15 protein-coding genes are annotated in these 15,923 nt (G+C 71.2%); 1 reads left to right on the top strand and 14 read right to left on the bottom strand.

The features are described 5' to 3' along the window. Positions 1–176: 176 nt before the first annotated feature. From BJ969_RS21570 to BJ969_RS21620, 11 genes are all read right to left on the bottom strand, one after another. On the bottom strand, positions 177–2,009 hold the full coding sequence (locus BJ969_RS21570; RefSeq protein WP_184481466.1) for a hypothetical protein: 1,833 nt from the start codon (positions 2,007–2,009) through the stop codon (positions 177–179). Positions 2,010–2,630: 621 nt separating this feature from the next. Further along, complete coding sequence (locus tag BJ969_RS21575) at positions 2,631–3,116, bottom strand: tetratricopeptide repeat protein (RefSeq protein WP_184481468.1); 486 nt, start codon at positions 3,114–3,116, stop codon at positions 2,631–2,633. Beyond that, on the bottom strand, positions 3,117–3,890 hold the full coding sequence (gene dapB / locus BJ969_RS21580; protein WP_343071530.1) for a 4-hydroxy-tetrahydrodipicolinate reductase: 774 nt from the start codon (positions 3,888–3,890) through the stop codon (positions 3,117–3,119). It lies immediately after the preceding gene. Further along, the gene (locus BJ969_RS21585) at positions 3,887–5,263 is read right to left on the bottom strand and encodes a M16 family metallopeptidase (protein ID WP_184481470.1); all 1,377 of its coding nucleotides are present in this window, start codon (positions 5,261–5,263) and stop codon (positions 3,887–3,889) included. The genes dapB and BJ969_RS21585 overlap by 4 nt, the downstream gene beginning before the upstream one ends. 110 nt (positions 5,264–5,373) lie before the next feature. After that, positions 5,374–7,632 carry a polyribonucleotide nucleotidyltransferase gene (locus BJ969_RS21590; RefSeq protein ID WP_184481473.1) on the bottom strand — a complete coding sequence of 753 codons (2,259 nt, stop codon included), beginning with the start codon at positions 7,630–7,632 and terminating at the stop codon, positions 5,374–5,376. Positions 7,633–7,867: 235 nt separating this feature from the next. After that, entirely contained in the window at positions 7,868–8,137 is a 270-nt protein-coding gene (gene rpsO / locus BJ969_RS21595) for a 30S ribosomal protein S15 (RefSeq protein WP_184481475.1), read from the bottom strand. Between the two features lie 331 nt (positions 8,138–8,468). Further along, the gene (gene thpR, locus BJ969_RS21600; protein ID WP_184481477.1) at positions 8,469–9,071 is read right to left on the bottom strand and encodes an RNA 2',3'-cyclic phosphodiesterase; all 603 of its coding nucleotides are present in this window, start codon (positions 9,069–9,071) and stop codon (positions 8,469–8,471) included. A 67-nt stretch (positions 9,072–9,138) separates the two neighbouring features. Next, positions 9,139–9,621, bottom strand: a complete 483-nt coding sequence (locus BJ969_RS21605) for a helix-turn-helix transcriptional regulator (protein ID WP_184481480.1) — start codon at positions 9,619–9,621, stop codon at positions 9,139–9,141. A 131-nt stretch (positions 9,622–9,752) separates the two neighbouring features. Then, positions 9,753–10,739 carry a bifunctional riboflavin kinase/FAD synthetase gene (locus tag BJ969_RS21610; RefSeq protein WP_184481482.1) on the bottom strand — a complete coding sequence of 329 codons (987 nt, stop codon included), beginning with the start codon at positions 10,737–10,739 and terminating at the stop codon, positions 9,753–9,755. 37 nt (positions 10,740–10,776) lie between these two features. Continuing rightward, complete coding sequence (gene truB / locus BJ969_RS21615) at positions 10,777–11,682, bottom strand: tRNA pseudouridine(55) synthase TruB (protein WP_221316681.1); 906 nt, start codon at positions 11,680–11,682, stop codon at positions 10,777–10,779. A 166-nt stretch (positions 11,683–11,848) separates the two neighbouring features. After that, positions 11,849–13,144 (bottom strand): MATE family efflux transporter, encoded by a 1,296-nt coding sequence (locus BJ969_RS21620; RefSeq protein ID WP_184485621.1) that lies wholly within the window; start codon positions 13,142–13,144, stop codon positions 11,849–11,851. A gap of 94 nt (positions 13,145–13,238) precedes the next feature. Between BJ969_RS21620 and BJ969_RS21625 the strand changes: the two genes are divergently transcribed. Continuing rightward, positions 13,239–13,751: a CGNR zinc finger domain-containing protein gene (locus BJ969_RS21625; RefSeq protein ID WP_184481487.1), complete on the top strand. Its 513-nt coding sequence runs from the start codon at positions 13,239–13,241 to the stop codon at positions 13,749–13,751. 12 nt (positions 13,752–13,763) lie between these two features. Here the strand turns inward: BJ969_RS21625 and BJ969_RS21630 are convergent, their stop codons facing one another. From BJ969_RS21630 to BJ969_RS21640, 3 genes are all read right to left on the bottom strand, one after another. After that, on the bottom strand, positions 13,764–14,723 hold the full coding sequence (locus BJ969_RS21630; protein ID WP_221316682.1) for a DHH family phosphoesterase: 960 nt from the start codon (positions 14,721–14,723) through the stop codon (positions 13,764–13,766). 158 nt (positions 14,724–14,881) lie between these two features. After that, positions 14,882–15,391 carry a 30S ribosome-binding factor RbfA gene (rbfA, locus tag BJ969_RS21635; RefSeq protein ID WP_184481492.1) on the bottom strand — a complete coding sequence of 170 codons (510 nt, stop codon included), beginning with the start codon at positions 15,389–15,391 and terminating at the stop codon, positions 14,882–14,884. Between the two features lie 198 nt (positions 15,392–15,589). After that, the gene (locus tag BJ969_RS21640; RefSeq protein ID WP_184481494.1) at positions 15,590–15,883 is read right to left on the bottom strand and encodes a DUF503 domain-containing protein; all 294 of its coding nucleotides are present in this window, start codon (positions 15,881–15,883) and stop codon (positions 15,590–15,592) included. Between the last annotated feature and the right edge of the window lie 40 nt (positions 15,884–15,923).

The following is a 15,923-nucleotide window of genomic DNA, read 5'->3' on the forward strand; positions in this document are numbered from 1 at the left end:
AGCTGCTGAGCAGCGACCAGCCAGAGCAAGGTGACCACCCGCGGGTTCTCAGCGGCTTCCTCGCGAGGACAGCTTTTTCCCTCGTGGCGGAGCCACTCGGGAAAAAGATCCCGCAGTGAGGAAGCCGCTGAGGTTCCGCAGAGCGACCAGCTACGCAGATCACTCTGAACGGACCCTTACTTCAGATCCTCGTCCGCGACGACGAACAGTTCGGAGTGCGGTTTGGCGTTCCCGAACGGTCCGTGCGGCCACGACTTCCGGTTGAAGTTGATGCCGGTCTCACCGGTCACTTCGTCCTTGAAGGTCTCGTCGACGCTGACCTTGCCGTCCTTGGCCAGGTCGACCATGTTGACCTTGTGGTCGCCGTCGAGCCCGGAGCGGGCCACGAAGTAGTTCGACACGGCGAGCCTGCTCGGCTGCTTGGTCTCCTCGTAGCGTCCGTCGGCGCCTTCGGTGAAGTTGTCGTAGGCGCCCCAGTGCGGTCCCGCGCCCGGCTGTCCCGGGTTGATGGGTGCCGCGCCGGCCAGCGTCGGGCAGTCCTGTCCGCCACCGTTCTCCGCCTTCTCGACGGTGTCGATGGTGCACTGGAAATCGGTCCCGGCGTTGACGATCTTGGAGATGTCCAGGGTGTAGACGCCACCGGTGGATCCGGGGTCGTCCGGCCCGAGCGCGCCCTTCTGCCGCCCCTGCACCGCGCGGTACAGCAGCTTGTCGTCCGGGCTGGTCTGGATCCAGCCGCCGTTGGAGCTGCTGCCCCTGGCGTCGTTGTTGGCCGGATCGATGGCCTTCAGCGCCTGCCCGTCGTCGAAGACCTGGGTCCAGCGCGGTGCCGGTGCGGTGATGTCCGGCGTGTAGAACACCGCGCCGCCCTGCATGGTCTGGGCGAACGCGCCCTTGTGACCGGGCAGGTTGGTGACGGTCGTTTCCATCACCGCGCGGCTCTCGGAGTGCAGCGGGTCGGCGGGGTCGGCCCGCGGCCCGTCGGGCAGGTAGGACACGGCCCGCAGCTTGGGGTGGTTGCGGTCGGAGATGTCCCAGGTCCGGACGGTCGGCCTGCGCAGGTACGGCGACGGCTGCTTGACCGGGTCCAGGATGATGTTGCGGGGTTCCGCGTAGTCACTGGTGATCAGCGTGTTCAGGTCTTCGCGGGCCTGGATGCCGTGCGGGTTGGCGCAGGTCGGCTTGCCGAGCCGCGGCAGGTTGTCGCACAGCTTCGGGTCGTCGCCCTGCGGTGTCGCCGCCGGAGATTGCGACAGCACCTTCCCGTTCGGGTCGAATCGCACGACTTCCCCGGGACTTCCCGCGAAACCATTTCCGACGTGCACGGATCCGTCGTCGTACCGGTAAGGACCGGGTGCGACGGGACCGCCCATGTAGGTGCCGTAGGAAGTGCCGTCCGACAACGTCCAATACGCGTCCGGAACGGAACCGCCGAGCGTCTGGGTCGGCAGGCTGACGCCCTTGAGCTCCAGGTTCGGCAGTTTCGTGACGTCGAACGCGTAAGTGGCGCCGAGGAAAAGCGCACCGGCGAAGATGGTGTCGCCCTTGTGCCACACGTATTGCATGTGGTGCGGCTCGTTCTCCACCAGCGGTCCGACGGTCGCGGTGTTGACGACCTTGCCGTAGGTCTCCGAGCCCTTGGTCGCGTCGATGACGGCGAGGAAGTCGGGTCCGGGCAGCGCGTTCTTCACCTTGTCGACGGGATTTCCGACCGAGCCGGGAAGGTTCTTCACGTCCTTGACGGCGGTGTCGGCGATGTTCTCGTCACCGGCCCACACCACCAGCCATTCCTTGCGCTTGCCGTCGGCGGCCTTGGTGGCGTTGCGGCTCACGACGTGGTTGGTGACCGAGTAGTTCTTGCCATCGGCACCCGGCACCGTGTGGGTCTTGATCTGCACATCCGCGTAGGCATCGGTATCACCGACCGGCAACGTGACGACACCGACCGCGAGCAGCGCGGCGGTCAGCCCGGTCAGTCCCTTGCGCCATGCGCGCGACTGGATTCTCATCTTCTCTCCGGTCTGTAACTGATTTCCACCAACGTCTCGACACCGTTTCTTCTCATTCGGACAACGGGATTCGGACACACAGGTGTCCCCACAACCGGTTTCCCGACAGATCAGAATCGAGATGGAAACCGCTTCAGGGCACACGGGGTCACCGGACCACGCGATCGCGTTCCGGATTCGGATGGATCGACGAGCCGACGGGTCGAAATCGGATCAGGGGTGAATGCGTTCCGACTCACATTTCCCGGCTCCCGCCACCCGTTCATGCGACTGCCGATCCGGGATGGATTTCATCCGGATCGGATGCGGGTGCGGGACATCGGAAAAGACCGCGGAATGCGTTCGCTCAGCCGGTTCGATCGCGACTGTGCGGAACCGCACCGCCGCGGCGAACGCAGCAATCAGAAACTACGACAGAGGGCGCTGGACTGCTGCTGCAAATCTACGTGCAGCCGGACCACCAGAGTGGCGAACCTCGACATGCGCTAGATCATGCGGCGCCTGCGCTGATGATGTCAACTGACCGACCACAGCATGAGACGGAGCCGCGAATCCCCTGCGAAAGCATTGCGAAACGGCATCCATCACCCGAATGCGGGTACCGGCGATGAGCCAGGCGAACTACCGTTCCGCGTCCGGTTCGCCGCGCTGGAGTTCGATCGCCCGGCGCATCGCCTTGCGCCCGCGGTTGCGGTCCCCGGCGAGGTCGTACGCCTGCGCGAGGGCGAACCACGCCCGCCAATCGCGCGGGGACTCTTCCAGCTCCGCCTGCTTCGCCTCGAACCACTCGTCGGCGGCGTCCCGCTCCACGCGGCCGGACGGGCGGCGCGGCAGGTGCGACACGTCCGGCAGCGAGCCTTCGTCGTGCAGCAGCCGCGCGAGCCGCTCCATCTGCGCCCCGAACCGGAGCTGGTCCACGACCAGCAGCGCGCCCAGCACGGGCAGCACGAAGATCGCGACGCCGAGCGCCACGAAGATCGGCCGACCGGTGACGATCATCGTGATCGCCCGGCCGCCCATCAGGACCAGGTACACCAGCAGCACCGCGGCGACCACGAACGCCGCGGTGCGCGGGCCGGGCCCGCGCCGCCGCTCACCGTCGGACATTCACAGCCCCAGAACCGCGTCGAGCCCCACGGTCAGGCCCGGCCGTCCGCCGACCTCGCGGACCGCCAGCAGCACGCCCGGCATGAACGACCGCCGGTCGTAGGAGTCGTGCCGGATGGTCAACGTCTCCCCTTCGGTGCCGAACAGCACCTCCTGGTGCGCGACGAGCCCGGCCATCCGGATCGAGTGCACCGGCACGCCGTCGACCTTCGCGCCGCGGGCGCCGTCGAGCTCCTTCGTGGTGGCGTCCGGCGCCGGGTCCAGCTCGGCGGACTCGCGCGCCTGCGCGATGACCTCGGCGGTGCGCGCCGCGGTGCCGGACGGGGCGTCGGCCTTCTTCGGGTGGTGCAGCTCCACGATCTCGACCGATTCGAAGAACCGGGCGGCGACCTCGGCGAACTTCATCGACAGCACCGCGCCGAGCGCGAAGTTCGGCGCCACCAGCACCCCCACCTGCGGGTGCTCGGCCAGCAGCGATCCGATGGTCTCCAGTTCGGCGGGCCCAAGCCCGCTGGTGCCGACGACGACGTGGATGCCGTTCTCCACGCAGAACCGCACGTTCTCCAGCACCGAATCCGGGTGCGTGAGGTCCACGGCCACCTGTGCGCCGGAGTCGACCAGCACCTGCAGCGGGTCCTCCCGGTTCACCGAGGCGACCAGTTGCGCGCCGGGGTCCTCCCCGACGGCGCGCACCGCCTCCGAACCCATCCGCCCGCGGGCGCCGAGCACGCCGACCCGCACCGGGGATCCGACCGAGGTCTCTGGAGATGTCACGAACGTGCCGCCTTTCTGGTCTGGTCCGGCCGGGTGATGGAGTCCGGCAGCTCATCGACGTTCTCGTACGGCCCGACGACGACGGTGGTCAGCGGGCGGCGCAGCAGGTCCCGCGCCAGCTCCGCGACGTCGTCGGCGGTGACCGCTTCGATGCGCGCCAAGGTGTCCTCGACGCTGAGGTGGCGCCCGTAGTTCAGCTCGCTCTTGCCGATGCGGCTCATCCGGGACGCGGTGTCCTCCAGCCCGAGCACCAGGCCGCCGCGCAGCTGGCCGCGACCGCGCGCCACCTCGTCCTCGCTGAGCCCGTCGGCGGCGACCGATTCGAGCACGTCGCGGATCACGGCGGCGACCTCGCCGAGCCGGTCCGGCTGGCAGCCCGCGTACACCGAGAACGTCCCGGCGTCGGCGTAGGCGGTGGCCGCGGAGTACACGGAGTACGCCAGCCCCCGCTGCTCCCGGATCTCCTGGAACAGCCGGGAGCTCATGCCGCCGCCCAGCGCCGCGTTGAGCACGCCCAGCACGAATCGCCGGTCGTCGTGCCGGTTCAGCGCCCGGCACCCCAGCAGCAGGTGGGCCTGTTCGGTGTCGTCGTGCTCCAGCACCAGCGCCTGCTGCTTGGGCAGCCGGGTGCGGCCGGTGCGCGGCGGAGCGGGCGCGGCCTCCCCGCCGAGGCGATCGCCGATGGCCTTGCGCAGCAACCGCAGCACCTTGGTGTGCTCGACGTTGCCCGCGACCGCGATCACCATCTTCGGCGGCGCGTAGCTGCGGCGGTAGAAGCCGTGCACGCGGCTGCGGCTCATCTCCGTGATCGACTCCTCGGTGCCCAGCACCGAGCGCCCCAGCGGGTGATCGCCGAGCACGGCCGCGGAGAACAGTTCGTGCAGCAGGTCCTCGGGGTCGTCGTCGCGCATCGCGATCTCTTCGAGCACCACGCTGCGCTCGACGTCGACGTCGGCGGCGGCGTTGACCGCGTCGAACACGACGTCGCAGAGCATGTCCACGGCCAGCGGCAGGTCCTCGTCGAGGACGTGGGCGTAGTAGCAGGTGTGCTCTTTGGAGGTGAACGCGTTGAGTTCGCCGCCGACGGCGTCGATCTCCTGGGCGATGTCCACGGCGGTGCGCCGGGCGGTGCCCTTGAACAGCAGGTGTTCCAGGTAGTGCGCGGCGCCGGCCTGCGGCCTGGTCTCGTCGCGCGATCCGACGCCCACCCAGATGCCCACGGAGGCCGAGCGCACGCCCGGCACTTCCTCGGTCACCACTCGCAGGCCGCCGGGCAGCACGGTGCGCCGCACCGATTCCGCTCCGCTGCGTCCCAGGACGCGGGTGGTGCCCGGCCGCTGGAGATGTCCCGCACGTGTCTGGTTCTGCTTCATCTTCTCCGGGTCTCGTCGCCGTACGCCCTGCCACACGATACGGCCCGCCCCGGACGTGCTGTCCGGGACGGGCCGCTTCGCCTCGCTGCTGATCTCAGCGATTCATCGGATCACTCGGCGGGAGCTTCCGCCGGAGCCTCGGCCGGGGCGTCCTCGGCCTTCGCGGCGTCGCCCTCTTCGTCGACGACGATGAGGCTGATCTTGCCGCGGTTGTCGATGTCGGCGATCTCCACGCGCAGCTTGTCGCCGACGTTCACGACGTCTTCGACCTTGCCGATGCGCTTGCCGTTGCCCAGCTTGGAGATGTGCACCAGGCCGTCCTTGCCCGGCAGCAGCGAGACGAACGCGCCGAACGCCGCGGTCTTGACCACGGTGCCCAGGAAGCGCTCGCCGACCTTCGGCAGCTGCGGGTTCGCGATGGCGTTGATCTTGTCGATCGCCGCTTCCGCGGACGGGCCGTCGGCCGCACCCACGTAGATGGTGCCGTCGTCCTCGATGGTGATCTCGGCGCCGGTCTCCTCGGTGATCGAGTTGATCATCTTGCCCTTCGGCCCGATGACCTCGCCGATCTTGTCGACCGGGATGGAGACCGAGGTGACGCGCGGCGCGTGCGGGCTCATCTCGTCCGGCGTGCCGATGGCCTCGTCCATGACCTCCAGGATCGTGAACCTGGCGTCCTTGGCCTGGCCCAGCGCCTGCGCCAGCACGGCCGACGGGATGCCGTCGAGCTTGGTGTCCAGCTGCAGCGCCGTCACGAACTCCTTCGTGCCGGCGACCTTGAAGTCCATGTCACCGAACGCGTCCTCGGCACCGAGGATGTCGGTCAGCGCCACGTAGTGCGTCTCGCCGTCGACGACGTCGGACACGAGGCCCATCGCGATGCCCGCGACCGAGGCCTTCAGCGGCACACCGGCGTTGAGCAGCGACAGCGTCGAGGCGCAGACCGAGCCCATCGAGGTGGAACCGTTGGAGCCCAGCGCCTCGGAGACCTGGCGCAGCGCGTACGGGAACTCCTCGCGCGTCGGCAGCACCGGCAGCAGCGCCCGCTCGGCCAGCGCGCCGTGGCCGATCTCGCGGCGCTTCGGGCTGCCGACCCGGCCGGTCTCACCGGTCGAGTACGGCGGGAAGTTGTAGTGGTGCATGTACCGCTTGCTGGTCTCCGGACCGAGCGAGTCGATCGTCTGCTCCAGCCGCAGCATGTTCAGCGTGGACACGCCCATGATCTGGGTCTCGCCGCGCTCGAACAGCGCCGAACCGTGCGCCCGCGGCACCACGCCGACCTCGGCGGAGAGGCTGCGGATGTCGGTGAGGCCGCGACCGTCGATGCGGACCTTCTCGGTGATGATCCGCTGGCGCACCAGCTTCTTCGTCAGCGAGCGGAAGGCCGCGCCGATCTCCTTCTCGCGACCGGCGAAGGGCTGGCCCTCTTCGATGCCGGCCTTCTCCAGCGCGACCTGCTTGATCTCGTCGAGGCGGGACTCGCGCTCCTGCTTGCCCGCGATGGCCAGCGCCTGCGCCAGGTCGGCGGACACCGCGCCTTCGACGGCGGTGTAGGCGTCGTCCTGGTACGCCGGGAACAGCGGGTACTCGGCGGTGGCCTTGCCCGCGGTCTGGGCCAGCTGCTGCTGGGCCTGGCAGAGGGTGCGGATGAAGGGCTTCGCGGCTTCGAGACCGGCGGCGACGACCTCTTCGGTGGGCGCCTGGGCGCCCTGGCCGACCAGGTCGACGGTCTTGTCGGTGGCCTCGGCCTCGACCATCATGATCGCGACGTCGTCACCGACGATGCGACCGGCGACGACCATGTCGAACACCGCGCGCTCGAGCTGCTCGTAGGTGGGGAACGCCACCCACTGCCCGTCGATCAGCGCCATCCGGGTGCCGCCGACCGGGCCGGAGAACGGCAGGCCGGACAGCTGCGTGGAGGCGGACGCGCCGTTGATGGCGAGCACGTCGTACGGGTCCTTCGGGTCCAGGCTCATCACCGTGACCACGACCTGGATCTCGTTGCGCAGGCCGTCCACGAAGGACGGGCGCAGCGGCCGGTCGATCAGCCGGCAGGTCAGGATCGCGTCGGTGGAGGGGCGGCCCTCCCGGCGGAAGAACGAGCCGGGGATGCGGCCCGCCGCGTACATGCGCTCCTCGACGTCCACCGTCAGCGGGAAGAAGTCGAGGTTGTCCTTGGGGTGCTTGGAGGCCGTGGTGGCCGACAGCAGCATGGTGTCGTCGTCCAGGTAGGCGACGACGCTGCCCGCGGCCTGCTTGGCCAGCCGGCCCGTCTCGAACCGGACCTCGCGGGTACCGAAGGCACCGTTGTCCAGCACCGCGGTCGCTTCGTAGACGCCTTCGTCAACGTTGTGCGCTTGTGTCAAGTGGAACTCCTCGTTTCAGGGGTCCACGGTCGCGCGGGGGACTCTTTCCGACGAGGCCGGTCATCGATCGAAGCCACCGGGCGGGTTGCCCGGAAGCCACTACCGAGGACCGGCGGATGATGACCCGCCGTGGGCGTGGACCCACATTCGTGCGCGGGCCGACAGTGGCCCGCCTTCATGCGTTCAGTTGTGCATCGGGGGAGCGATCCACTGTGGATCGCTCCCCCGACTCAGGTCAACGACGCAGACCGAGCCGCTGGATCAGCGAGCGGTAGCGCTCGATGTCGACCTTGGTCAGGTAGTTCAGCAGACGCCGACGCCGACCGACCATCAGCAGCAGGCCACGACGCGAGTGGTGGTCGTGCTTGTGCATCTTGAGGTGCTCGGTCAGGCCCGAGATCCGGTTGGTCAGCAGGGCCACCTGGGCCTCCGCCGAACCGGTGTCGGACTCGTGCAGACCGAAGTCGGTCAGGATCTGCTTCTTCTGAGCAGTGGACAGCGCCACGGGTGAACTCTCCTTGTTTCGCGTGCCGTGTCAAGTGTTGCTTCGGATGCGCCTGGCACCGAGCGGCGAGCTCGAAGCCGGGATGAACACCGGGTGGGAACGCACCGGACACGACTCACGGCCATCGCCACACCTCGCACACCGGGCGGCCCACACCGGATTCGTCGACCCCGGACTCACCGGGGCCCCGATCCTGCGACGGCTCCGATCCCCAGGTTCGGCACCGACCAGGACACTGGTCGGACCGGATTCCCGGACCGGCCGGTCTCACCGGGTACAGGCACACCGGACACGGCCGCCACGGACTACAGCCGGATCCGAGGCCAGGATATCAGGGGCTCCCCCGTCCACCCTGGTCCCCTGCGGATCGGCGTGGCACCGCCACCGAGCGCACGTTCCGGTACACCGGCCCCGCCGGTCCTTGATCGCTGCGCACGAGCGCGACCTCGGACGCGTCCCACCACGGGCCCGCGTAGTCGTCGAGCCCGGCGAGCAGCGCCCGCCGGTCCGGCCTGCCCTCGTTCCACCGGGCCAGGGTGAGGTGCGCCCGGAACGCCTCCGGGTCGCCTCCCGCGGCGCGCACCAGCGCCCGCAACGCACGGGCATCGGAGTCGGCGGCGGGCTCCACGCCCGCCCACAGGACGCCGCGGAACGTGCCCGCCCCAGCGAGCCGCAGCCGCGGCGCCGTCGCCTCGCGCACGCGGTCGTCCAGCCGGACCGCCGAGGCGGCGGGGTCGGCGGGGCCGTGGAAGCACAGCGTCAGGTGCCACTGCCGCGGCGGCATGAGGCGGAAGCGCCGCACTCCGGCTCCGGCCCGTTCCAGCCCGGCCTCGTCGAGCGCGCCGCTGAGGTGCTCGATCGCCTCCCGCGGCGGCCACACCGCGGTGAACAGGCGCGGAAGCCCTGCATCCGATTCGCCGCCGGTTCTGCCCACACCGCGCAGTGTCCCAGCGCCGGGTCCGCCCGGGGAGTCCGCATCGGACGTCCGCGCCGGACGGACCTCAGGCCGCGCCGCTGGCAGCGCGGCGCAATAAGCCCGCCAGCTCCGGGTAGCGCCCGTCGATCAGCGCGGCGGCGGCCTCCAGCTCGCTCGGCTTGGCCGCGCCGCGCAGCACCGGCCACGCCGCTTCCTCGCCGTTGGCGCCCATCACCGGCAGCGTGTCCCGCCCCACCGACGGCCGGGAGTCGCGCACGTCGGCCAGCGCCGCCTGGATCGCCTCCGACTCCCCCGCCGTCACGCCGGGCACGAGCACCTTGCGCTCCAGCATCACCAGCCTGGCCAGCACCGACGGATTTCCGATCTTGGCGCGGCGCCCGCTCATCACCTGGCTGAGCATCGGGGCGCTGATGCCGAGCACCTCCGCGAGCTGGGCCTGCGAGATCCGGAACGCCACCACGAGTCGGCGCACCCGGTCGCCCAGCGGTTCGCCGTACCACTCCCGCTGCAGCTCCAGATTGCGCTGGACGCTCTTGTGTTCCGCCACCTCAGCTCCCCCGGTGCCACCGTCGAACGCCGCCACCGGAAGATCCCCGGGAGCGGCCGGTACTGAATACTGCCAGGTCGCAACGTGCCGCCGGACCGGTTTGCGAAATTCCTCCGCCCCCACGGAGTCGATCAACCGCGCGCACTGAGGATCTCACGGGTGCGCACGACGTCCTGGTTCATCTGCTCGATCAAGGCGTCCACCGAGTCGTAGCGCTCCATGCCGCGCAGCCTGCGCACGAAGTCCAACGCCACGTGCTCGCCGTAGAAATCGGCGTCCACGTCGAGCACGAACGCCTCCACCGTCCGTTCCGTACCGGAGAACGTGGGATTGCTGCCCACCGAGACCGCGGCGGGCAGCGTCTCGCCGGGTTCCGGGGAACCGCGGCGGCGGTGGGTGAACCAGCAGGCGTACACGCCGTCGGCGGGCACCGCGGAGTACGCGGGGCTGGACAGGTTCGCGGTGGGGAAGCCGAGTTCGCTGCCGCCGCGGCCGGCGCCGCGCACCACGATGCCCTCCAGCCGGTGGTACCGGCCCAGCGCCGACGCCGCGGCCACCACGTCCCCGGCGTCGATGCACGAGCGGATGTAGGTCGAGGAGAACGTCACCGGCGCCTCCGCGGCCCCGTCGGCGCGCTCGGTCGGGCCGCTGACGAGGCGGTCCGAGGCCACTTCGAAGCCGAAGCGGTCGCCCAGCTCGGCCAGCACCGCGATGTCGCCCGCCGCGCGGTGGCCGAACGTGAAGTTCTCCCCCACCACGACCACGGCCGCGTGCAGCCGCTCCACGAGCAGTTCGTGCACGAACTCGGCCGCGGGCATCCGGGACAGCTCGGCGGTGAACGGCAGCACGCAGAACACGTCCACGCCGAGGCCCTCGGCGAGTTCCGCGCGCCGCTGCAGCGTGGTCAGCTGCGCGGGGTGGCTGCCGGGGCGCACCACTTCGGCCGGATGCGGGTCGAAGGTCATCAGCACGCAGGGGACGCCGCGCTCCCGCGCCGCCCGCACCGCGTGCGTGATCAACTGCTGGTGTCCTTGGTGGATCCCGTCGAAGACGCCGATGGTGACGACGCACCGGCCCCAACCGCCAGGGAGCTGCTCCAAACCGCGCCAACGCTGCACGGCTGGCAAGCCTACTGCCTGCCCCCGGACAGGTCGTTCAGCCCGCCGGGGTCAGCACCAGCACCGGCCGCGCGGTGCGCCCCTCGTCCTGCACCAGCGCCACCGCGCGACCGTCCGGCCCGAACACTCCGCAGGTGCCCGCGACGCCGGTGGCGGGGATGGTCTGCCCGTGGGTGAGCGCGCGCACCGTGCCCGCGTCGGTGTCGTGGCGGGCGAACGCGGTGGCGATGGCCTGGTCCAGGTCCATCGACAGGCCCGGTTCGGCTTCGAGCCGCTCCAGGGTGCGCGCGGTGGCCAGGCCGAAGGGCCCCACGCGGGTGCGGCGCAGCTGGCCGAGGTGGCCGCCGACGCCGAGCCGGGCGCCCAGGTCGCGCGCCAACGCCCGCACGTACGTGCCGGAGGAGCACTCGACGATCACGTCGAGCTCGATCATCCGGGTGGGCCAGGCGTCCGGCTCGGCCGCAGCGGCATCCGGCTCGGCGGCGTCGGGTTCAGCGGTGACCGCTTCCGGCTCGCGGACGGCCAGCAGGTCGAACCGCGACACCGTCACCGGCCGCGCGGCCAGCTCCACGTCCTTGCCCGCGCGAGCCAGCTCGTAGGCCCGCTTGCCGTTGACCTTGACCGCGCTCACCGAACTCGGCACCTGCTGGATGTCGCCGGTCAGCTCGGCGATGCCGTCCCGGATCGCCTGCTCGGTCACCCCGGCCGGGTCGGCCTGCGAGAGCAGCTCGCCTTCGGCGTCGTCGGTGCTGGTGGCCGCGCCGAGGCGGATCGTCGCCAAGTAGGCCTTGGTGTCCAGCGCCAGGTGCCCCAGCAGCTTCGTGGCCCGTTCCAGCCCCAGCACCAGCACGCCGGTGGCCATCGGATCCAGCGTTCCGGCATGCCCGACCTTGCGGGTGCCCATGATGCGCCGCACGCGGGACACCACGTCGTGCGAGGTCATGCCCGCCGGTTTGTCCACCACGAGCAGACCGGGCGGGACGGCGGGACGGTTGCGTGCTGTTCGGGAGTGCTCGGACACGGCTGGCAATCATCCCCGACCCGTTCCGGCGCGGTGGCGGCGGCCCGTCGAAGCGGTGATCCACCGCTGAACGCGCGGCCAACGCCCACTACGCCGCGGCGCCCACCTCGGCACCGACCACGGCCCACTTCCCCGATCGCGCCCGCAGCAGCAGGGTGATCAACCGCAGCAGCATGAACAGGCTCAGCCCCGTCCAGATCCCGGCCAGGCCCCAGCCGAAGGCCAGCGACAGCCAGATCAGCGGCAGGTAGCCGACGGCGGCGCTGAGCATCGTCGCGGTCCGCAGGTAGCGCGCGTCCCCGGCGCCGAGGAACACGCCGTCGAGCGCGAACACCACTCCGGCCACCGGCTGCTGCAGCACGAAGAACCACCACGCCGACGGCAGCTGCGCGAGCACCGCGGCATCGCTGGTGAACACCTTCGGCAGCACCGTCGCCAACGCGGCGAACACGGCGCCGAGCAGCACTCCGAACGCGAGCCCGTACCAGCTGATCTGCCGCGCGAGTCCCTTCGCCCGCTGCGCCGCACCGCCACCGAGGGCCGCGCCCACCAGCGATTGCGCGGCGATGGCCAGCGAGTCCAGCACGAGCGCCAGGAAGGACCACAGCTGCCACACCACCTGGTGCGCGGCGGCGGAGTCGGCTCCGGTGCGGGCCGCGACCGAGGTCGCAGACAGGAAGCACGCCTGGAAGGCCAGCGTGCGCAGCACCAGGTCCCGGCCCATGCCGAGCTGGGCGCGCATCGTCGCCGGGTCGGGCCGCAGCCCGGCGCGTTCCACCACGAGCGCCCGCAGGAACAGCGCCGCCGAGATGGACTGGCCGATCAGGTTCGCCACCGCCGACCCTTCCAGCCCCCACCCCAGCGGGTACACGAACAGCGGGCACAGCAGCGCCGAGGTGCCGTTGCCCGCGAGCACGAACCACAGCGGTCGCCGGGTGTCCTGCACCCCGCGCATCCAGCCGTTGCCGGCCATCGTGATCAGCACCAGCGGCGCTCCGAGCAGCGCGACCCGCAGCCACCGCGCCGCCGCGTCCGCGATCGGCCCCTCCCCGGCGAGCAGTTCGGCGATGGGCACCGCGAACAGCTGCGCCAGCACCAGCAGCAGCACGCCGACGGCGATGCCGAGCCAGGTGGCCTGCACCCCTTCGGCGACGGCGTCCTTGCGGCGTCCCGCGCCGTGCAGGCGGGCGGTGCGCGCCGTCGTCCCGTAGGACAGGAACGTGAGCTGGCTGGACACCAGCGTGAACAGGGTGCCGCCGAGGGCCAGGCCCGCCAGCGGCACCGCGCCCAGGTGCCCGATCACCGCGGTGTCGACGAGCACGTACAGCGGCTCGGCGGCCAGCACGCCCAGCGCGGGCACGGCCAGCCCGAGCACCGTCCGCATCGGCACCCGCTCGGCGACCTCGCTCACGACACCCTCCCGGTAAGCTGTGACATCGGTATCCGCCCCTGACGAAGGCTATCGGTAAGGAGCTCGCATGGACAGCGCCGATTACACGGAGCTGGCGCTGCGGCTCGCGAACGCCGACCTCACCGGCCTGGACCGGCTGCGCGCGGCGCTGCACGACGAGCCGTGGTGGTCGCAACGCGTCCACGAACACGACCTGGAAGTGCTGCGCACCGTCGCGACCGGTCTGCGCGCCGCGTTCGACGCCATGATCGACGGAGACGCGGCGCGGGTGCAGGCGGCGACCAACGCCCTGCTCGAACGGCACCCGCCGCGACCGCGGCTGTCCGGGCACGGGCCGAGCTGGCACGTGCACGTGGCAGGCCCGGACGCCCCGCCCGCCACGGAGGTCGCCGCCGCGGCGGCCTGGGGCTTGGCGCAGGGCGTCGTGCAGCACGGCACCGGCCGGTGGGGACGCTGCCAGGCCGCGGACTGCGCCACGTACTACCTGGACACCTCGACGAACCAGGCGAAGCGCTTCTGCTCGGCCCGCTGCGCGAACCGGGTCCACGTCGCCGCCTTCCGCGCCCGGCGCAAGAACTGAGCCACCGGCCGTTCAGTCCAGTAGCGGGGCCTGCTCCAAGGCCGCGCGCACCGAGTCGAGGACGTCCTCGGCGGAACCGTCCGCGGTGAACCCGGCCGCCAGCCGGTGCCCGCCGCCTCCGCACAGGTTCGCGGCCTTGCCGACGTCCACGCGCCGGTCGGCGCGCAACGACACCGACCAGCGGTCCGCGGCGATCTCCTTGAGCACCACCGCGACCTCGGCTTCCGCCGTGGTCCGCACGATGTCGATCACGCTGTCGAGTTCCTCGCTGCGCACCGGTTCGGATTCCGCCAGCCGCACCACCGCGTGCACCATTCCCAGCCCCTGCGCCGCGACGGGTTCCAGCGCGGCCTGGCCCAGCACGCCGGAGAGCATCGGCAGCCAGGCGAACGGGTGGGTGTCCATCAGGGAGCGGGTCAGCTCGTCCGGCTCGACCCCGGCCTCCAGCAGGCGCGCCGCCACCAGGTGCGTGGACGCCTGCGCCCGGCGGAACCTGCCGCTGTCGGTGACCAGGCCCGCGTACAGGCACCGCGCGATCGGCAGGTCCAGCGGGGCGCCGAGCTCGTCGAGCAGCCGCAGCACCAGCAGCACCGTCGCCACGGCCGTCTCGTCGATCACGTGGTGGGTGCCGAACCGGGGGTTCGCCACGTGGTGGTCGATGTTGAGCACGGAGCCGCCGGCGTCGATGGTGGCCCGCACTCGGCCCGCCAGCGCCCCCAGCCGTTGCAGGCTGCCCGCGTCGCACACCACGAGCAGCGGCGGCGCCGCGGGCACCTCGTCGGCGGGCACGATCAGGCCGTCTGGGTCGAGCACCCGCAGCGACCGGGGCACCGCGCCCGGATGCCCGAACGACACCCGCACCCGAGCTCCCCTGCCGCGCAGCGCCCGGCCCAGCGCCAACGCGCTGCCCAGCGCGTCGGCATCCGGGTTGACGTGGGCGAGCAGCGTGACGTCGGAGGCTCCGGAGAGCAGCTTCGCCGCCGCCGCGACCTCCGCGGAGAGGGACTCGGCGCCGGTGCCCTCACCGGGCTGAGCGGTTCCGGGTTGCCCGTTCACAGGGTTCACCTCCACGCCGAACGCGCCGCACGACCACGGCGCCGCCCATAACGCACCGCATTCGAGCGGCCGGTTCAACCACTGTGTGGCCGACGCCGCAGATCGGCATCCGTGCCGGTCAGCGACTCGTCACCAGGAGTTTCCTCATCGTCATCATCGGTGTCGGCCGGTTCCGCACGGTAAGGGTCCGCTTCTCCCGCGTGCTCCGCTCCGGAAGCCAGCCGGGCGACCTCGGCGTCGGCCTCCTTGGCCCGCGCGACGAGCTCCTCCATCCGCCGCGCGTCGTCCGGCACGGTGTCCGCGACGAACGTCAGCGTCGGCGTGAACCGCACCCCGGTCTGCGCTCCCACGCGGGTGCGCAGCACACCGGTGGCGCTGGACAGGGCGGCGGCCGTCGACGCGTAGTCGCTGTCGTCGCCGAACACGGTGTAGTAGACCGTGGCGTCCCGCAGATCCGGGGTGACCCGAGCGTCGGTGATCGTCACCATCGCCAGTCGCGGGTCCTTGACCTCGTACTCCAGCCCCGAGGCCACGATCTGCGCGATGCGCTTCGCGAGCCTGCGGGCGCGCGCCGTATCCGCCACGGCGCACCTCCTCCGTCGATCCTGCGCCCGGGTACCCGGGCGTGAACATGGGTCCGTGCCTCCGGCGGCCGAACCATCACGGCACGGCTCCCGGCTGCGGCCCTCGGCCGGTCGGCCCACGACGACCGGAGCACCGGCACGGGCGGGCGGCACCGGCGGGGCGAAACGCCCGCGACCGGTGCAACCCGTCGACCGCCGTCAGTCTTCCGGCCCCAGCATGCGCTGCCGGGCCGACAAGAGTTCCACTTCGGGGCGCGCGGCGACCGCGCGCTCACACGCCTCCAGCACCTCGCGCACGTGCGAGGCGTCGCCGGAGACCACGCTCACCCCGATCAGCGCCCGGCGGTGCAGGTCTTGATCCCCTGCTTCCGCCGCGGCCACTTCGAAGCGCTTCCGCAGCTCGGCCACCACGGGCCGCACCACGGCGCGCTTCTGCTTCAGCGAGTGGACGTCACCGAGCAGCAAGTCCAGTTCCAGCGCACCGACGTACATCAGCGTCGTCTCCCGAGACTTCCGGCCCGCACGACCGCCG

Source organism: Saccharopolyspora gloriosae (genome assembly GCF_014203325.1).
In the GTDB taxonomy this organism is placed as follows: Bacteria; Actinomycetota; Actinomycetes; order Mycobacteriales; family Pseudonocardiaceae; genus Saccharopolyspora_C; species Saccharopolyspora_C gloriosae.

Bases quoted from the DNA above. Each gene is read 5' to 3' on its own strand.
- BJ969_RS21570 (WP_184481466.1), bottom strand. From the start codon at position 2,009: ATGAGAATCCAGTCGCGCGCATGGCGCAAGGGACTGACCGGGCTGACC.
- BJ969_RS21620 (WP_184485621.1), bottom strand. From the start codon at position 13,144: ATGCGGACGGTGCTCGGGCTGGCCGTGCCCGCGCTGGGCGTGCTGGCC.
- truB (WP_221316681.1), bottom strand. From the start codon at position 11,682: ATGACCTCGCACGACGTGGTGTCCCGCGTGCGGCGCATCATGGGCACC.
- BJ969_RS21625 (WP_184481487.1), top strand. From the start codon at position 13,239: ATGGACAGCGCCGATTACACGGAGCTGGCGCTGCGGCTCGCGAACGCC.
- BJ969_RS21585 (WP_184481470.1), bottom strand. From the start codon at position 5,263: ATGAAGCAGAACCAGACACGTGCGGGACATCTCCAGCGGCCGGGCACC.
- BJ969_RS21575 (WP_184481468.1), bottom strand. From the start codon at position 3,116: ATGTCCGACGGTGAGCGGCGGCGCGGGCCCGGCCCGCGCACCGCGGCG.
- BJ969_RS21640 (WP_184481494.1), bottom strand. From the start codon at position 15,883: ATGTACGTCGGTGCGCTGGAACTGGACTTGCTGCTCGGTGACGTCCAC.